10 protein-coding genes are annotated in these 15,512 nt (G+C 56.7%); 5 read left to right on the forward strand and 5 right to left on the reverse strand.

Going from position 1 to position 15,512, the window contains the following annotated elements; translation table 11 throughout:
- Nucleotides 1-53: 53 nt before the first annotated feature.
- Nucleotides 54-2,762 carry a magnesium-translocating P-type ATPase gene (gene mgtA, locus APU02_RS18805; RefSeq protein ID WP_060570905.1) on the reverse strand — a complete coding sequence of 903 codons (2,709 nt, stop codon included), beginning with the start codon at nt 2,760-2,762 and terminating at the stop codon, nt 54-56.
- Nucleotides 2,763-3,151: 389 nt separating this feature from the next.
- On the opposite strand from mgtA, the gene treR reads away from it, so the two are divergent.
- The 5 genes from treR to nrdG all read left to right on the forward strand — a co-directional run bounded on the left by treR (nt 3,152) and on the right by nrdG (nt 10,532).
- Nucleotides 3,152-4,099: a trehalose operon repressor TreR gene (gene treR, locus APU02_RS18810; protein WP_042289426.1), complete on the forward strand. Its 948-nt coding sequence runs from the start codon at nt 3,152-3,154 to the stop codon at nt 4,097-4,099.
- Between the two features lie 145 nt (nt 4,100-4,244).
- Nucleotides 4,245-5,663 carry a PTS trehalose transporter subunit IIBC gene (treB, locus tag APU02_RS18815; protein ID WP_042289756.1) on the forward strand — a complete coding sequence of 473 codons (1,419 nt, stop codon included), beginning with the start codon at nt 4,245-4,247 and terminating at the stop codon, nt 5,661-5,663.
- A gap of 48 nt (nt 5,664-5,711) precedes the next feature.
- Nucleotides 5,712-7,367: an alpha,alpha-phosphotrehalase gene (treC, locus tag APU02_RS18820; RefSeq protein ID WP_060570906.1), complete on the forward strand. Its 1,656-nt coding sequence runs from the start codon at nt 5,712-5,714 to the stop codon at nt 7,365-7,367.
- Nucleotides 7,368-7,770: 403 nt separating this feature from the next.
- Complete coding sequence (nrdD, locus tag APU02_RS18830) at nt 7,771-9,909, forward strand: anaerobic ribonucleoside-triphosphate reductase (RefSeq protein WP_060570907.1); 2,139 nt, start codon at nt 7,771-7,773, stop codon at nt 9,907-9,909.
- 158 nt (nt 9,910-10,067) lie between these two features.
- Entirely contained in the window at nt 10,068-10,532 is a 465-nt protein-coding gene (nrdG, locus tag APU02_RS18835; protein ID WP_042289432.1) for an anaerobic ribonucleoside-triphosphate reductase-activating protein, read from the forward strand.
- A gap of 48 nt (nt 10,533-10,580) precedes the next feature.
- Here nrdG and APU02_RS18840 read toward each other — a convergent pair whose 3' ends face one another.
- Genes APU02_RS18840 through APU02_RS18855 form a run of 4 tightly spaced genes read right to left on the reverse strand, consistent with a single transcriptional unit; the run spans nt 10,581 to nt 15,482 of the window.
- Complete coding sequence (locus tag APU02_RS18840; protein WP_060570908.1) at nt 10,581-12,491, reverse strand: BglG family transcription antiterminator; 1,911 nt, start codon at nt 12,489-12,491, stop codon at nt 10,581-10,583.
- An 18-nt stretch (nt 12,492-12,509) separates the two neighbouring features.
- Entirely contained in the window at nt 12,510-13,250 is a 741-nt protein-coding gene (locus APU02_RS18845; RefSeq protein WP_042289437.1) for a KDGP aldolase family protein, read from the reverse strand.
- The gene (locus tag APU02_RS18850; protein WP_060570909.1) at nt 13,247-14,365 is read right to left on the reverse strand and encodes a DgaE family pyridoxal phosphate-dependent ammonia lyase; all 1,119 of its coding nucleotides are present in this window, start codon (nt 14,363-14,365) and stop codon (nt 13,247-13,249) included. Before APU02_RS18850 ends, APU02_RS18845 begins: the two co-directional genes overlap by 4 nt.
- Nucleotides 14,349-15,482 (reverse strand): amidohydrolase/deacetylase family metallohydrolase, encoded by a 1,134-nt coding sequence (locus APU02_RS18855; RefSeq protein ID WP_060570910.1) that lies wholly within the window; start codon nt 15,480-15,482, stop codon nt 14,349-14,351. The genes APU02_RS18850 and APU02_RS18855 overlap by 17 nt, the downstream gene beginning before the upstream one ends.
- Nucleotides 15,483-15,512: the final 30 nt, after the last annotated feature.

Consider the following 15,512-nt stretch of genomic DNA (forward strand, 5'->3'; position numbering starts at 1 on the left):
ACCGGAGGGCGGTTTCGCTTTGCCCGACCGGCTCATAAGCGACCCACTGCGCATTACTGCCAACCGTAGCGGCGACTATAGAAGCCTTTCACCAACTGCGTTAACGTCATATAGCCTACCAGAATACCGACCAGCCACGGGAAGTAGCTCAGCGGCAGCGCCTGCAATTGCAGATACCCGGCCAGCGGCGAGAACGGTAGCGCAATGCCCACCATCATCACCACCAGCGTCATCAACAGCAGCGGCCACGCGGCGCGACTCTGAATGAACGGCACGCGGCGGGTACGAATCATATGCACAATCAGCGTTTGCGACAGTAGCCCCACTACAAACCAGCCGGACTGGAACAAGGTTTGCGCCTCCGGCACGTTCGCGTGGAAGACCCACCACATCACGCAGAACGTGATAATGTCGAAGATCGAGCTAATCGGACCAAAGAAGATCATAAAACGCCCCAGATCTGTCGGATTCCAGCGCTGCGGCTTCTGGATCTGCTCATCGTCCACGTTATCAAACGGGATCGCCACCTGCGATACATCGTACAGCAGATTCTGAATCAGTAAGTGCAGCGGCAGCATGGGCAGGAACGGTAAAAAGGCGCTCGCCACCAGCACGCTGAAGACGTTACCGAAGTTGGAGCTGGCGGTCATCTTAATGTACTTCAGCATATTCGAGAAAGTGCGACGACCTTCGATCACCCCTTCTTCCAGCACCATCAGGCTCTTTTCCAGCAGGATAATGTCGGCGGCTTCCCGGGCAATGTCCACGGCGCCATCGACGGAAATACCGATATCCGCCGCACGCAACGCCGGGGCGTCATTAATACCGTCGCCCATAAAGCCCACGACGTGCCCTTCGCGCTTAAGCAGCGTGACAATGCGTTCTTTATGCATCGGCGTCAGACGGGCAAACAGCGTGGTACGCTGCGCCAGCGTCGCCAGCTCGTCGTCGCTCAGGCTTTCGATATCGCTGCCAACAACCACTTCACCCGCGTCCAGTCCGACGTCATGGCACACTTTTGCCGCGACCAACTCGCTGTCGCCGGTCAGAATTTTCACCGTGATACCGCTGGCCTTCAGCGCCTTTAACGCAGGCGCCGTCGTCTCTTTCGGCGGATCGAGGAAGGCGATGTACCCTTCAAGGATCAGATCGGATTCGTCGATACGCTGGTAATCGCCTTCTCGCGCAGGCAGATAGCGGGTAGCCACCGCCACCACGCGCAGCCCCTGACGATTCAGGGTATCGGTGACGCGCTTCACGCGGCGCAGCATGTTGTCATCCAGCGGCACGATTTCTCCGTTATGGCGCACATGCGTGCTGACGTTGAGGATTTCCTGCAGCGCGCCTTTGCACACCAGCTGATGCACCTCCGCATGTTCAGCGACCACCACCGACATGCGGCGACGTTCGAAATCAAACGGGATCTCATCAATTTTCTGCCAGCGGGTCGCAAGTTCGCGCGCGGAGGCTTCATCCACGCCCTCCAGCACGGCGGTATCAAGCAGATTTTTCAACCCCGTCTGATAATGGCTGTTCAGCCATGCCACGTGCAGAACGCGATCGCTGGGTTTGCCGGAAATGTCAGTGTGGTTTTCCAGAACAATTTTGTCCTGGGTCAGCGTACCGGTTTTGTCGGTGCAAAGAATATCCATCGCGCCAAAGTTCTGAATGGCGTCGAGATGCTTCACAATCACCTTTTGCTTCGACAGTTTCACCGCGCCGCGCGCCAGTGTGGAAGTGACGATCATCGGCAGCATTTCCGGCGTCAGTCCGACGGCCACCGAGAGGGCGAACAGCGCCGCTTCCCACCAGTCGCCTTTGGTATAGCCGTTGATCACCAGCACGATGGGCGCCATCACCAGCATAAAGCGAATCAACAACATACTGACGCGGCTGATGCCTTTCTGAAAGGCGTTCTGTTCGCTTTCCTGTTCGCTGACGCGGCCTGCCAGTTGCCCAAACCAGGTGTTGGCTCCCGTGGCAATCACAAGGGCCTGCGCCGTACCGCTCACGACGTTGGTCCCCATAAAGCACAGGGTATCGCACTCAAGCGGGTTGTTATGCGCCGGCTCGCGGGTGTTAGCCACTTTTTCCACCGGCAGCGACTCGCCGGTTAACGACGCCTGGGCGACAAACAGATCGCGCGCCTGAAGCACCCGCAGATCAGCCGGGATCATGTCTCCCGCCGCCAGTTTTACGATATCGCCAGGCACCAGTTGATCAATAGGGACGTCGATCCAGCCGTTCTCGCCTTTTTCATTGATCACCCGCAACACCGTCGCGGTATTGCTGACCATCGCTTTTAGCGCATCCGCCGCTTTGGTCGAGCGTGCTTCCTGAACGAAATTCAGCAGTGTGGAGATCGCCACCATCAGCGCGATCACTCCCGCCGCAAACAGATCCTCCGTGGCGTAAGAGATGGCCCCCAGAATGGTTAACAGAATATTAAATGGATTGCGGTAGCAGACCCACAGATGTACCCACCACGGCGATGGCTGCTGGGCGGGTAACTGGTTGTCGCCGTGCTTTTCACGCGCCGCATCCACTTCCGTCGGCGTCAACCCTTCCGGGTGGGCGCCGAAAGTTTTCCACAACGTCGCGTCATCCATGACGGCCACTTTCAGGCAGTGTTCGCTGAGTGATGACGGGATCGGCGTACTGGCAAGCGTCTGCGCGTTCGGTAACGGATCGCGATGCACCAGGCGATCGGGCAAATGGCGGCTGAGCCGGGCAAAAAGCTGGCGAGTGATATTTTTAAACATAGGCAGTCCCTCCGCGCCAAAAGCAGAAAGGCGCAGAAAAAGCGTTCAGGCGTGGCAAAGCCTTACCTGACAGGCAATTTATTTTCTTAACAGGGACGTTAACGCGTCACTGTCTTACGTCGCCGGTAAGACAGCGAAAGGCAGGCTTACCGGAAAAAAGTGTTTCTCCATCGCGGGAGAGGGGTGGGATCGGGATCCATAAAGCCTCCGGTAAGTGAATAATTTAAGACGCAGATTATAAGCCGCAGATCATACTCTTTGTGGCTATTATGGCGATATAATAACACCCTGTGATTAAACCAATGATAAACCAGACTTTGCTCATTGCGGTTCAAATGCGTAAAGTTATCCTCTTTACCTCTTCTTGATGCCTGCTATGGGAAAACGGGATGCAAAATCGGCTGACTATCAAAGACATCGCCCGTCTGAGCGGCGTGGGAAAATCCACGGTTTCGCGCGTACTCAATAACGAAAGCGGCGTGAGCGAGCGCACCCGCGAACGCGTGGAAGCGGTAATGAATCAGCACGGCTTTTCCCCCTCCCGCTCTGCGCGCGCCATGCGTGGTCAGAGTGACAAAGTGGTTGCCATTATGGTCACCCGCCTTGACTCGCTGTCCGAGAATCTTGCCGTTCAGACCATGCTGCCCGTGTTTTATGAACAGGGCTACGATCCCATTATGATGGAAAGCCAGTTCTCCACAGCGAAAGTAGAAGAACACCTCGGCATGCTGAAGCGCCGCAATATTGACGGCGTCGTGTTATTTGGCTTTACCGGCATTACCGACGCGATGATTGCGCCGTGGCAGGCTTCGCTGGTGCTGCTGGCGCGCGACGCACAGGGCTTTGCTTCCGTCTGTTATGACGACGAAGGGGCGATAAAAATGTTGATGCAGCGCCTGTACGATCAGGGTCACCGCAACATCAGTTTTCTCGGCGTCCCCCACAGCGACGTCACCACCGGTAAGCGCCGCCATGAGGCGTACCTGGCGTTTTGCAAACAGCGCAAGCTGCATCCCGTCGCCGCGCTGCCGGGTCTGGCAATGAAGCAAGGTTACGATCATGCCGCCAGCGTGATCACGCCAGAAACCACGGCGCTGGTCTGCGCCACTGACACCCTCGCCCTCGGGGCCAGCAAATATTTGCAGGAACAGCGGATCGACGCGCTGCAACTGGCGAGCGTTGGCAATACGCCGTTGATGAAATTCCTCCATCCCGAGATCGTCACCGTCGATCCGGGCTACGCCGAAGCCGGACGCCAGGCGGCTTCCCAACTGATCGATCAGATCACCGGGCGCGGCGAACTGCGCCAGATCGTCATTCCTTCCATGCTTTCCTGATCCGCAACTGACCGCTTTCTGTACGCGAATTTGTGATCTTCGCTGCGTTTCGGGAACGTTCCCATTTTTAAATATTCATCGCGGATATATTCTGTCGCCAGTCCAGCAACACCCATTTTCACAGTCATCGCCATGAGGCTTCATGATGAGTAAAATCAAACAAACGGATATCGACCAGCTTATTGCGCTGGTTGGCGGGCGGGAAAACATCGCGACGGTGAGCCACTGCCTGACACGTCTGCGCTTTGTACTGAATCAACCAGCCATTGCCCGTCCGAAAGAGATCGAACAACTGCCGATGGTCAAAGGCTGCTTCACCAACGCCGGACAATTTCAGGTAGTGATTGGCACCAATGTCGGTGATTACTATAAGGCGCTGCTGGCCACCACCGGCCAGGCCCACGCCGACAAAGAGCAGGCGAAAAAAGCCGCGCGCCAGAATATGAAATGGCATGAGCAGTTGATCTCCCATTTCGCCGAAATCTTCTTCCCGCTACTGCCGGCGCTGATCAGCGGCGGCTTAATCCTTGGCTTTCGCAACGTGATTGGCGATGTGCCGATGAGCAACGGCCAGACGCTGGCGCAGATGTATCCGGCACTGAAAACCGTCTATGACTTTTTATGGCTGATTGGCGAAGCGATTTTCTTCTACCTGCCGGTCGGGATCTGCTGGTCGGCGGTCAAAAAAATGGGCGGCACGCCGATCCTGGGTATTGTGTTGGGCGTCACGCTGGTTTCACCGCAGCTAATGAACGCGTATCTCCTCGGGCAACAATTGCCGGAAGTCTGGGACTTTGGCCTGTTCAGCATCGCTAAAGTTGGTTACCAGGCGCAGGTAATCCCGGCACTGCTGGCGGGTCTGACGCTCGGTTTTATTGAAACGCGCCTGAAGCGCATCGTGCCGGACTACCTGTACCTGGTGATCGTACCGGTTTGTTCGTTAATCCTCGCGGTCTTCCTCGCCCACGCGCTGATCGGTCCGTTTGGTCGGATGATCGGCGACGGCGTCGCGTTCGCGGTGCGCCATCTGATGACCGGCAGCTTCGCCCCCATTGGCGCCGCCCTGTTTGGCTTCCTGTACGCCCCGCTGGTGATCACCGGAGTACACCAGACAACGCTCGCCATCGATATGCAGATGATCCAGAGCATGAACGGCACGCCGGTCTGGCCGCTGATCGCGCTGTCTAACATCGCCCAGGCGTCCGCCGTGGTAGGAATTATTATTTCCAGCCGTAAACATAACGAACGCGAAATCTCCGTGCCCGCCGCCATTTCCGCCTACCTGGGCGTTACGGAACCGGCGATGTACGGCATCAACCTGAAATACCGCTTCCCGATGCTCTGCGCAATGATTGGCTCCGGGCTTGCCGGTCTGCTGTGCGGCCTGAACGGCGTGATGGCAAACGGGATTGGCGTCGGCGGCCTGCCGGGCATTCTCTCGATTCAGCCCACCTACTGGCAGGTGTACGCCGCCGCTATGGCGATCGCGATTGTTATTCCGATGGTGCTGACTTCGTTTGTGTATCAGCGTAAACACCGTCAGGGCACCTTACAGATTGTCTGACTTCATTTGGGGCGCAGTTGCGCCCCCTCGCATAACCAGGAATTTGCTATGACTACCCTTCCCCATTGGTGGCAAAACGGCGTGATCTACCAGATCTATCCAAAGAGTTTTCAGGATACCACCGGAAGCGGCACCGGCGATTTGCGCGGCGTGACCCGACGTCTCGACTACCTGCAAAAGCTGGGCGTGGATGCCCTCTGGCTGACGCCGTTCTATATCTCCCCACAGGTAGATAATGGCTACGACGTTGCCAACTATACCGCCATCGATCCGGCCTATGGCACGCTTGACGATTTCGACGAACTGGTGGCCCAGGCCAAAGCGCGCGGCATCCGTATCATCCTCGATATGGTGTTTAACCATACTTCCACCCAGCACCCGTGGTTTAACGCCGCACAGGACAAAAACAGTCCGTATCGCGAATTTTATCTCTGGCGCGACGGCTCGCCTGACGCGCCTCCGAATAACTGGCGCTCCAAATTTGGCGGCAACGCCTGGCGCTGGCACGCGCAAAGTGAACAGTATTACCTGCACCTGTTCGCGCCGGAACAGGCGGACCTGAACTGGGAGAACCCGGCGGTGCGCGCCGAACTGAAAAAGGTGTGCGAGTTCTGGGCGGATCGCGGCGTAGACGGCCTGCGTCTGGACGTCGTTAACCTGATCTCCAAAGACCCGCGCTTTCCTGACGACCTGGACGGAGACGGTCGACGTTTCTACACTGACGGTCCGCGCGCCCATGAATTTCTGCATGAGATGAACCGCGACGTGTTCACCCCGCGCGGTCTGATGACCGTCGGCGAGATGTCCTCCACCACCCTGGAACACTGCCAGCGCTACGCGTCACTCAGCGGCAGCGAACTGTCGATGACCTTTAACTTTCATCATCTGAAGGTGGATTATCCCGGCGGCGAAAAATGGACGCTGGCGAAGCCGGACATGGTGGCGCTAAAAGCCCTGTTCCGCCACTGGCAGCAGGGAATGCACAACGTGGCATGGAACGCGCTGTTCTGGTGTAACCACGATCAGCCGCGCATCGTTTCGCGTTTTGGCGATGAAGGCGAATACCGCGTTCCGGCGGCGAAAATGCTCGCGATGGTACTGCACGGCATGCAGGGCACGCCGTACATTTACCAGGGCGAGGAGATAGGCATGACCAATCCGCACTTCTCGCAGATCATCGACTACCGCGATGTGGAAAGTCACAATATGTTTGCAGCGCTGCGCGCGCAAGGGCGCGAAGCGGATGAGTTATTGGCGATCCTGGCGAGTAAATCCCGCGACAACAGCCGCACGCCGATGCAGTGGGACGATAGCCCAAATGCCGGGTTTACCACCGGCGAACCGTGGATTGCGCCCTGCGATAATTACGCCGACATCAACGTGGCGGCGGCAGTGGGCGATCCGAATTCTGTGTTCTACACCTACCAGCGGCTGATCGCGCTGCGTAAAGCAGAGCCAGTATTGACCTGGGGCGACTATCAGGATCTGCTGCCCGACAGCCCGCATCTCTGGTGCTATCGTCGTGAATGGCAGGGCCAGACGCTGTTGGCGATCGCCAACCTGAGCGGTGAATGCCAGCCCTGGCAGCCAGAACGCTGGCACGGTAAGTGGCAATGCCTGATGCATAACTACGAGGAAGTCTCGCCGCAGCCGACAACCATGACGCTACGCCCGTTTGAAGCAGTCTGGTGGTTGCGGAAGTAAATCCATACCTCTGTCCTGCCCGGCGAAAGGATTCCCGGGCTGAATGTGCCTCCCGCCTTACCTTCCTGTTTTCGTTGAATAATTAATCAGATTTTTCTCGCAATAATTTACAAACCGCGTAGTGCCCGTCATCTGTACGCTCTGGTTTTTACTTTGCGCTACATCAAGAAAAGTTCAAACACTTTTGATGCAAATCACTACATATAGAATTTAAAATGCACGCCGACCCAACATGTTGTATTAATCGACTACAATTGCTACAACGACAAAACACCGCCTGAGGGCAAAATTGTGGATAACATGGGTCTGGATTGCGGGAAGTCATTGGATAAAGAGATGAATAAGCCCAACACGGCTTCCCCAGCCTCTGTGGATAACCTGTTCTTATAAATATGGAGTGATCATGACACCGCATGTGATGAAACGAGATGGCTGTAAAGTGCCGTTTAAATCAGAGCGCATCAAAGAAGCCATTCTGCGTGCAGCTAAAGCAGCGGGAGTCGATGACGCAGATTACTGCGCCACCGTCGCAGAAGTCGTTAGCAGCCAGATGAATGAGCGTAGCCAGGTCGATATCAATGAGATCCAGACTGCGGTTGAAAACCAGCTGATGTCCGGTCCGTATAAGCAGCTGGCGCGCGCCTACATTGAGTATCGCCACGATCGCGATATCCAGCGCGAGAAGCGCGGCCGCCTGAACCAGGAAATTCGCGGCCTGGTGGAGCAAACCAACTCCGCGCTGCTTAACGAAAACGCCAACAAAGACAGCAAAGTGATCCCGACCCAGCGCGATCTGCTGGCCGGTATCGTGGCGAAACACTACGCCCGTCAGCACCTGCTGCCGCGAGATGTCGTGCAGGCGCACGAGCGGGGTGATATCCACTACCACGATCTGGACTACTCGCCGTTCTTCCCGATGTTCAACTGTATGCTGATCGACCTGAAAGGCATGCTGACTCAGGGCTTCAAAATGGGGAACGCGGAGATCGAACCGCCGAAGTCCATCTCCACCGCCACGGCGGTGACCGCGCAAATTATCGCTCAGGTCGCCAGCCATATTTACGGCGGCACGACCATTAACCGTATTGATGAAGTGCTGGCGCCGTTTGTCACCGCCAGCTTCAATAAGCACCGTAAAACTGCCGATGAGTGGCAGATTCCGGATGCCGACGGCTACGCGCATTCGCGTACCGAAAAAGAGTGCTACGACGCATTCCAGTCTCTGGAATACGAAGTAAACACGCTGCACACCGCTAACGGTCAGACGCCGTTCGTGACCTTTGGCTTTGGGCTGGGCACCAGTTGGGAATCGCGACTGATTCAGCAGTCGATTCTGCGCAACCGCATCGCGGGTCTCGGCAAAAACCGCAAGACTGCCGTGTTCCCGAAACTGGTGTTTGCCATTCGCGACGGCCTGAACCACAAGTTTGGCGATCCGAACTACGACATTAAGCAGTTGGCGCTGGAGTGCGCGAGTAAGCGCATGTACCCGGATATCCTGAATTACGATCAGGTCGTGAAAGTGACCGGTTCGTTCAAAACGCCGATGGGCTGCCGCAGCTTCCTCGGCGTCTGGGAAAACGAGAACGGCGAACAGGTACACGATGGGCGCAACAACCTGGGCGTAATCAGCCTGAACCTGCCGCGCATCGCGCTGGAAGCGAAAGGCGACGAAGCGACGTTCTGGAAACTGCTGGATGACCGTCTGGTGCTGGCGCGTAAAGCGCTGATGACCCGTATCGCCCGTCTGGAAGGCGTGAAAGCGCGCGTGGCGCCCATTCTGTATATGGAAGGCGCCTGTGGTGTGCGTCTGAAAGCCGACGACGATGTCGCAGAGATCTTCAAAAATGGTCGCGCGTCGATTTCGCTGGGGTATATCGGTATTCATGAAACCATCAACGCCCTGTTCGGCAGCGAGCACATGTACGACAACGACACACTGCGCGCCAAAGGCATCGCGATTGTCGAACGTCTGCGCCAGGCGGTTGATCAGTGGAAAGACGAAACCGGCTACGGCTTTAGCCTGTACAGCACGCCGAGTGAAAACCTCTGCGACCGCTTCTGCCGTCTGGATACCGCCGAGTTTGGCGTGGTGCCGGGCGTAACCGATAAAGGCTATTACACCAACAGCTTCCACCTCGACGTGGAGAAGAAGGTGAACCCGTACGACAAGATCGACTTCGAAGCGCCTTACCCGCCGCTGGCGAGCGGTGGCTTCATTTGCTATGGCGAGTACCCGAACATTCAGCACAACCTGAAAGCGCTGGAAGACGTGTGGGATTACAGCTATCAGCACGTGCCGTACTACGGTACCAACACGCCGATCGACGAGTGCTATGAATGCGGCTTTACCGGTGAGTTCGAGTGTACCAGCAAAGGCTTTACCTGCCCGAAATGCGGTAACCACGACGCCGCCCGCGTCTCCGTCACCCGCCGCGTCTGCGGCTACCTGGGCAGTCCGGACGCACGTCCGTTTAACGCCGGTAAGCAGGAAGAAGTGAAGCGCCGCGTTAAGCATTTAGGTAACGGGCAGATCGGTTAAGCAGGCAGTATTATTGCCCGGCAGAGCGACGCTTTTCGCAAAGCAACTGGCGTCAGGACAAGGCGGAAAGTCAGTGAATCCCGGGGAGCTTACAGTCGTAAGTGACCCGGGTGAGCGAGCGCGGCCAACGCAGTAATGGCGTCAATTGAGAAGTGAAGATGAATTATCACCAGTACTACCCTGTCGACATCGTCAACGGCCCCGGTACCCGTTGCACATTGTTTGTTTCAGGTTGTGTGCACGAGTGCCCCGGCTGCTACAACAAAAGCACCTGGCGGCTGAATTCCGGTAAACCGTTTACCAAGGAGATGGAAGACCAGATCGTTAACGATCTGAACGACACGCGTATTCACCGTCAGGGAATTTCGCTTTCCGGCGGCGATCCGCTGCATCCTCAAAACGTACCGGATATCCTGAAACTGGTGCAGCGCATTCGTGCTGAATGTCCGGGAAAAGATATCTGGGTGTGGACCGGCTACAAGCTCGATGAGCTCAACGCCGCGCAAATGCAGGTAGTGGATCTGATTAACGTGCTGGTTGATGGCAAATTTGTGCAGGATCTGAAAGACCCGGCGCTTATCTGGCGCGGCAGCAGCAATCAGGTTGTGCATCACCTGCGTTAACAGGCTTGTTTATTTGCGCAACATACTGAAACAGCGGACAAACACCTCTCAAAAACGGCTCACGCACTCCATCGCCACCGCTTTAAAGTCGGCGAAATTCTGGCAGGCGCACAGGCGCGTCATGGCGCGCTCGCGCAGGAAGGTCACGAAAATATCGTAGATCGCCATCGCTTCTTCGTATTCACTTTTGCTGATGGCGAGTAAAAAGATGACGTGCGCGGTTTCATCTCCCCAGGCAATACCCTGCGGCGCCAGCACCGTATAGACCACCGTTTTTTTCGCCAGCAATCCGAGGGCGTGGGGCAGCGCGATGCTGTCGCCGAGCATGGTACTGACAATGGCTTCACGCTCGACCACCGAATCAAGAAATTCGGCATCGACAAAGCCTTCACGGTGCAACTGATCGCACAGCGTTTTAAACAGCGTCTGCCTTTCCATCTCACCGTCAATAATGCGGAAATGGGCGGCGTCGAAGTATTTGTTCAACATCCACGGACGGGTACGGTCGACCAACACCAGCTTGCCGATCTGCTCCAGTTGATAGTCGGTGGGAAACGGCGCAATCTGCACGACCGGTTTGTCTTTTTCACCGACCCGCGCGGTGGCAATCACAAAATCCTCGGCGATGCTTTCGCGCTGCTCGTAGTCGCGCAGCGTCAGCGTACGGACAATTTCAATCTGCGGATATTTGCGTGCCAGTACCGCTTCAATCATCCGCACCATCGCGTTACCCGCATCGCAGACCAGCAGAACCTTCGGCTGCCGCTGGTAACCAATGTTGTAACTACGTTCAAGCCCTACGCCAATATGCAGCACCAAAAAACCGATCTCATTTTCGCTGATGCTATAGGGCGTGTATTTCCCCCAACTGGAGACGGCCGCCAGCGTCATGTCCCACGCCATTGGATAATGCTGTTTGATGTTTTCCAGCAGCGGATTCGGCAGCATGATCTGGTAGCGCACCCGGGTGATCATCGTTTTGATATGGGTCAGCAGATCCGCATGTAATTGCTTGTCATTCAACAAGTTGTAGTTGTACTGGCTATTGATAAAACGCAGGATGTAATTCACCAGCGCTTCTTCGTCGTCGGCGTTGATCGCGCTCGGCGCAATCTCCTGCACCTGGCGGGCGGCAATATGCACTTTTAGCCAGTTTTCTTCCGACACCGAAAGCGGGTGATTCGCCAGATGCTGGATCACACCGGCAATCTCACGCGCCGCCAGGCAGACATTTTCTTCCACTTCTTCGGTGGCAAATTCCGACAGCGGATAGCCTTCGCTGATGCGGCGCACTGCCACCGCACAGTAAAGGCGTAAAAACAGCTCGCCTTCGTCGGTCAGGCGAATGTGAAAACGGTTAAAAATATCCTCAAGGACAGGCTGCAACTGCGACGGCACGCCTGCGTACAGCGCCTCTTCCATCACCAGCGGATTCGCCGGATCCTGCTGTACCAGCGTCCATAACAGATCGGTCAGACAGGCGCGGATCGCCATCTCGCTGCCAAACAGCTTCATGCCATGACGCGGGCGGGTTTCCAGCGTCAAATGGTAACGCTGCAGCCATTCGCGCACGTCCGCCATGTCGTTTTGCAAGGTCGCCCGACTGACAAACCATTCATCAGCTAAATCTTCCAGCTTGATGGAAAAGGCGGAAGTCAGAAAGCGCACCATCAGATGATGCACGCGTTCCTGGCTGGTGCGCGGAATGCGTAGCGCGCTGGACTGCTGCGCCTGTAAGGTCTGAAAACTGGCCGGGTCATCGATCCTGAGCTGATAACCGTTTCCCCGGCTGAGGATAAACTGCGCGCCGTGCTGGGTCAGCAGAGCGTTAAGCGCCGTGATATCGGCACGAACAGTACGCGTGGAGACCGACAACCGCTGCGCCAGCTCATCCTGCGGCAGCGTCTCGTTTTGCAACATCGCAAACAGTTGCGCTAAACGTTGGTTGGGGAATCGCACGTCACTCTCCTCGTTTTTTTAGCCTAAGCACGTCCGGGTGAGCGCCAGCAGCTGGCGCACATCGTCCGGACGGGTATTACCGCTCACCTTATCAATAATTGAACTATAAATGTGAGGAATGATTTTGCTCACACCCGCGTCCAGCGCAATCTGCAAAATCTCGGCATAGTTATCGAGATCTATACCGCCCGTCGGCTCCAGCCAGAAGTCATAACGCGCACAGGCTTCCGCTACCGCTTTAAATTCATCGCGGCATTTCAGGCCGCCCATCGGGAAGTATTTGATGGAACTGCCGCCCATATCCTTGAGCAGGGCAATGGCCGTTTCGACCGGAACTATGCCGTCAGCGGCGCGGCTGCTTAGCGGCCCGGTAGAAATCTTCACCTTTCCCGGCGTGCCGGTAGGCGACACCAGTCCATTCACCACCGTTTCGCCCTGCCCCAGCAGCGCGCGGCTGGTCCCCACGCCGGTGAAAACCTGATTGACATGCTGCGGCTGCACCTGACGCGAGATCTCACTCACCATCGCCGACTGGTTCGGGTCGCCCGCGCCAAGCCCTACCGACAGCGCGTTATCGATCAGTTGGGCATACTCGCGCATATCAGCCACGGCGCTGTCGACATCCGGGTAATGTTTAGAGAGCACGCCGACCAGCACATGTCCTTCCGCCGCCGCGTAGATCTCACGGGCGTTATCCTTCGAGCCTGCCAACACGTTCAGGCAAACGCGATCGCGGTAAAAATTAGGGGTCAGTTTCATGCTGTTTTCTCCTGGTTAATCACCTCGCCAATACGGCGCGCCACAATCTCCAGTTGCGCGCGGTCTACGCTGCGCACATCTGCTTCAATAATCCCTTCGTTGGCTTTGTACCCGCGGAAATAAATGGCGTATTCGCCCTGTTTGAGCGCCTCTACCAGTTCGCCGGTCGCGATGCCGGTCACCGCTTCATCGAATTTAATCTCAGCGCGCGCGATGTCGCGTCCGGCGCTGTCCCACACCACGCGGGCGCTTACGCCGTTCAGGGTGTTCAGCGTGTCGATAAACGGCGTCATTTTTTCCACCATTTCCGCCCCGCTCTCTTTTTGCGCGTTCAGGTAAAGCTCAATGGCGCAGGTCAGGCCGAGGATGCCCTCTTTACCGACCTTCATCGCCCGACCAATGCCCGCCGTCTGACGTTTCACCCATTCCACATACTGGGTTTTGCCTATCACCAGACCGCTGGTCGGACCCTCAATGGCCTTCGCGCCGCTATAGATCACCAGAGAAGCGCCGGCGCGGTAGTAGCACTGCAAATCTTCTTCCGCTGCGGCATCGACGATCAGCGGCAGATTGTGTTTGCGCGCCACCACCACCGCCTGCTCGACGCTGAGCATACTTTTCTGTACGCAGTGGTGAGACTTGATATAGAGGATAGCCGCAGTACGCGGCGTAATCGCCGCCGCCAGTTGGGCTGCGGAGCATTCGTTGGCGTAGCCAGCCTCCACCAGCTTACCGCCGCCGAGCGCCACCATTGTGCCGACCGGCGCGCCGAAATTGACGTTATGGCCTTTCGGCAACACGATTTCGTTCTTTTCTATGGGCGTAACGTGGAGGTTTTCCAGCAACCAGTCGCTGTCCTGCACCAGAACAGCAGCCACCGACTGGGCAATGCCCGCTGACGCGCAGGAGACCACCATCGCGCCTTCCACCTCCAGCAGTTTCGCAATGTACTCGCCGGTTTTATTCACCAGATCCTTCATTTCAAAGTACTGATTCATCCCGGCCATCGCCGCGTCTACAACTTCCGGGCGCGGCGTGGAAACGCCCAGCGCCGTCATGCGACCCGAAGTATTAATGACTTGTTTTAGATTGTATTTCTCAAAAATTGAAGGCATGTTCCGCGCTCCCTTGTTCGGTCATATAGCCCTTGCCCGCGCGAATCGCGGCAAGCGGCACTAACAGCATTTCAGCCTGTAAGCTGTCGTTTTCAGCATCCACCAGCACGGTGGGCTGGCGTTGAAGCGTAAAGAGGGTGAGATCGGCGTCCAGGCCCGGCAGGAGGCGACCTTTATTTTTCAGACGCAGCCCTTCGGCGGCATTAACGGTCACACAGTCGATGACCTGCGGCAGCGACATGCCGATAGCAAGAAATTTCGACATCACGTTGGCAAGCGAATGCACCGGACCGCTGATGCGGTTGCGGCAATAAATGTCCGAACTGATGGTGTGCGGCAGAATGCCTAAGCTGATGGCGCGCTTCGCCACCGCAAAGCTCAGGCTGGCGGTACCGTGACCGACATCAAGCCGCACGCCGCGCTGAATCGCCCGGGTGACCGAGGCGCGCAACGCCCCTTCCGGCGTCAGAATGCGGTTAGGTTTGCCGTTGTAGCAATGGGTGATGATGTCGCCGGCACTCAGTAGCCCGGCAATGTCATCCAGATTCGGCGGGTTATTGCCGATATGCACCATCAGCGGCAGTTCGCCGTTCTCTTTCTGAATGGCTTTTGCGCGCGCCAGCGGGGTGATGCCGTTTTCACCGACCACACTGCTGCTCATGCGCGCTTTCAGGCCGACGATAAAGTCCGGGTGACGCTTCACCGCCTGCTTTACCGCGTCGGCGTCAATATTCGCCATGTTCGCCAGTTCATTTTGCGCAATCAGCCCGACGCGGGAGATATTAAGCAGCGCATACACCTCCGTCGCCGCGTCGCGGGTAAGGGTGTAGAAATCATCAATATCGTCAGCACCGGTACTGCCTGCATCCACGACGGTGGTCACGCCGGTTGCAATGCCGACGCTGTCTGGCTCGTCATAATAAATGGGGGATTTCGGATAGCAGTGAACGTGAGAGTCAATCCACCCGGCGCTGGCGTAGCATTCGCCGCGTAAGTCGACGGTTTTCACCGCCGGATCGTTTATCTCGCCCAGCGCGGCAATTTTGCCGTCCTTTATCGCGATATCGCATACCGTGTCGTCGACCAGACGTGCACGGCGCAGGAGTAAATCAAACATGTCACTCTCCTGTTTGCGCGGGCGATTCTA

Source organism: Citrobacter sp. 50677481, assembly GCF_001463265.1.
Classification (GTDB): Bacteria; Pseudomonadota; Gammaproteobacteria; order Enterobacterales; family Enterobacteriaceae; genus Citrobacter_A; species Citrobacter_A sedlakii.

What these genes read in the sequence shown, in the direction of transcription:
- mgtA (WP_060570905.1), bottom strand. Translation starts at nt 2,762, where the DNA reads ATGTTTAAAAATATCACTCGCCAGCTTTTTGCCCGGCTCAGCCGCCAT.
- treR (WP_042289426.1), top strand. Translation starts at nt 3,152, where the DNA reads ATGCAAAATCGGCTGACTATCAAAGACATCGCCCGTCTGAGCGGCGTG.
- treB (WP_042289756.1), top strand. Translation starts at nt 4,245, where the DNA reads ATGAGTAAAATCAAACAAACGGATATCGACCAGCTTATTGCGCTGGTT.
- treC (WP_060570906.1), top strand. Translation starts at nt 5,712, where the DNA reads ATGACTACCCTTCCCCATTGGTGGCAAAACGGCGTGATCTACCAGATC.
- nrdD (WP_060570907.1), top strand. Translation starts at nt 7,771, where the DNA reads ATGACACCGCATGTGATGAAACGAGATGGCTGTAAAGTGCCGTTTAAA.
- nrdG (WP_042289432.1), top strand. Translation starts at nt 10,068, where the DNA reads ATGAATTATCACCAGTACTACCCTGTCGACATCGTCAACGGCCCCGGT.
- APU02_RS18845 (WP_042289437.1), bottom strand. Translation starts at nt 13,250, where the DNA reads ATGAAACTGACCCCTAATTTTTACCGCGATCGCGTTTGCCTGAACGTG.
- APU02_RS18850 (WP_060570909.1), bottom strand. Translation starts at nt 14,365, where the DNA reads ATGCCTTCAATTTTTGAGAAATACAATCTAAAACAAGTCATTAATACT.
- APU02_RS18855 (WP_060570910.1), bottom strand. Translation starts at nt 15,482, where the DNA reads ATGTTTGATTTACTCCTGCGCCGTGCACGTCTGGTCGACGACACGGTA.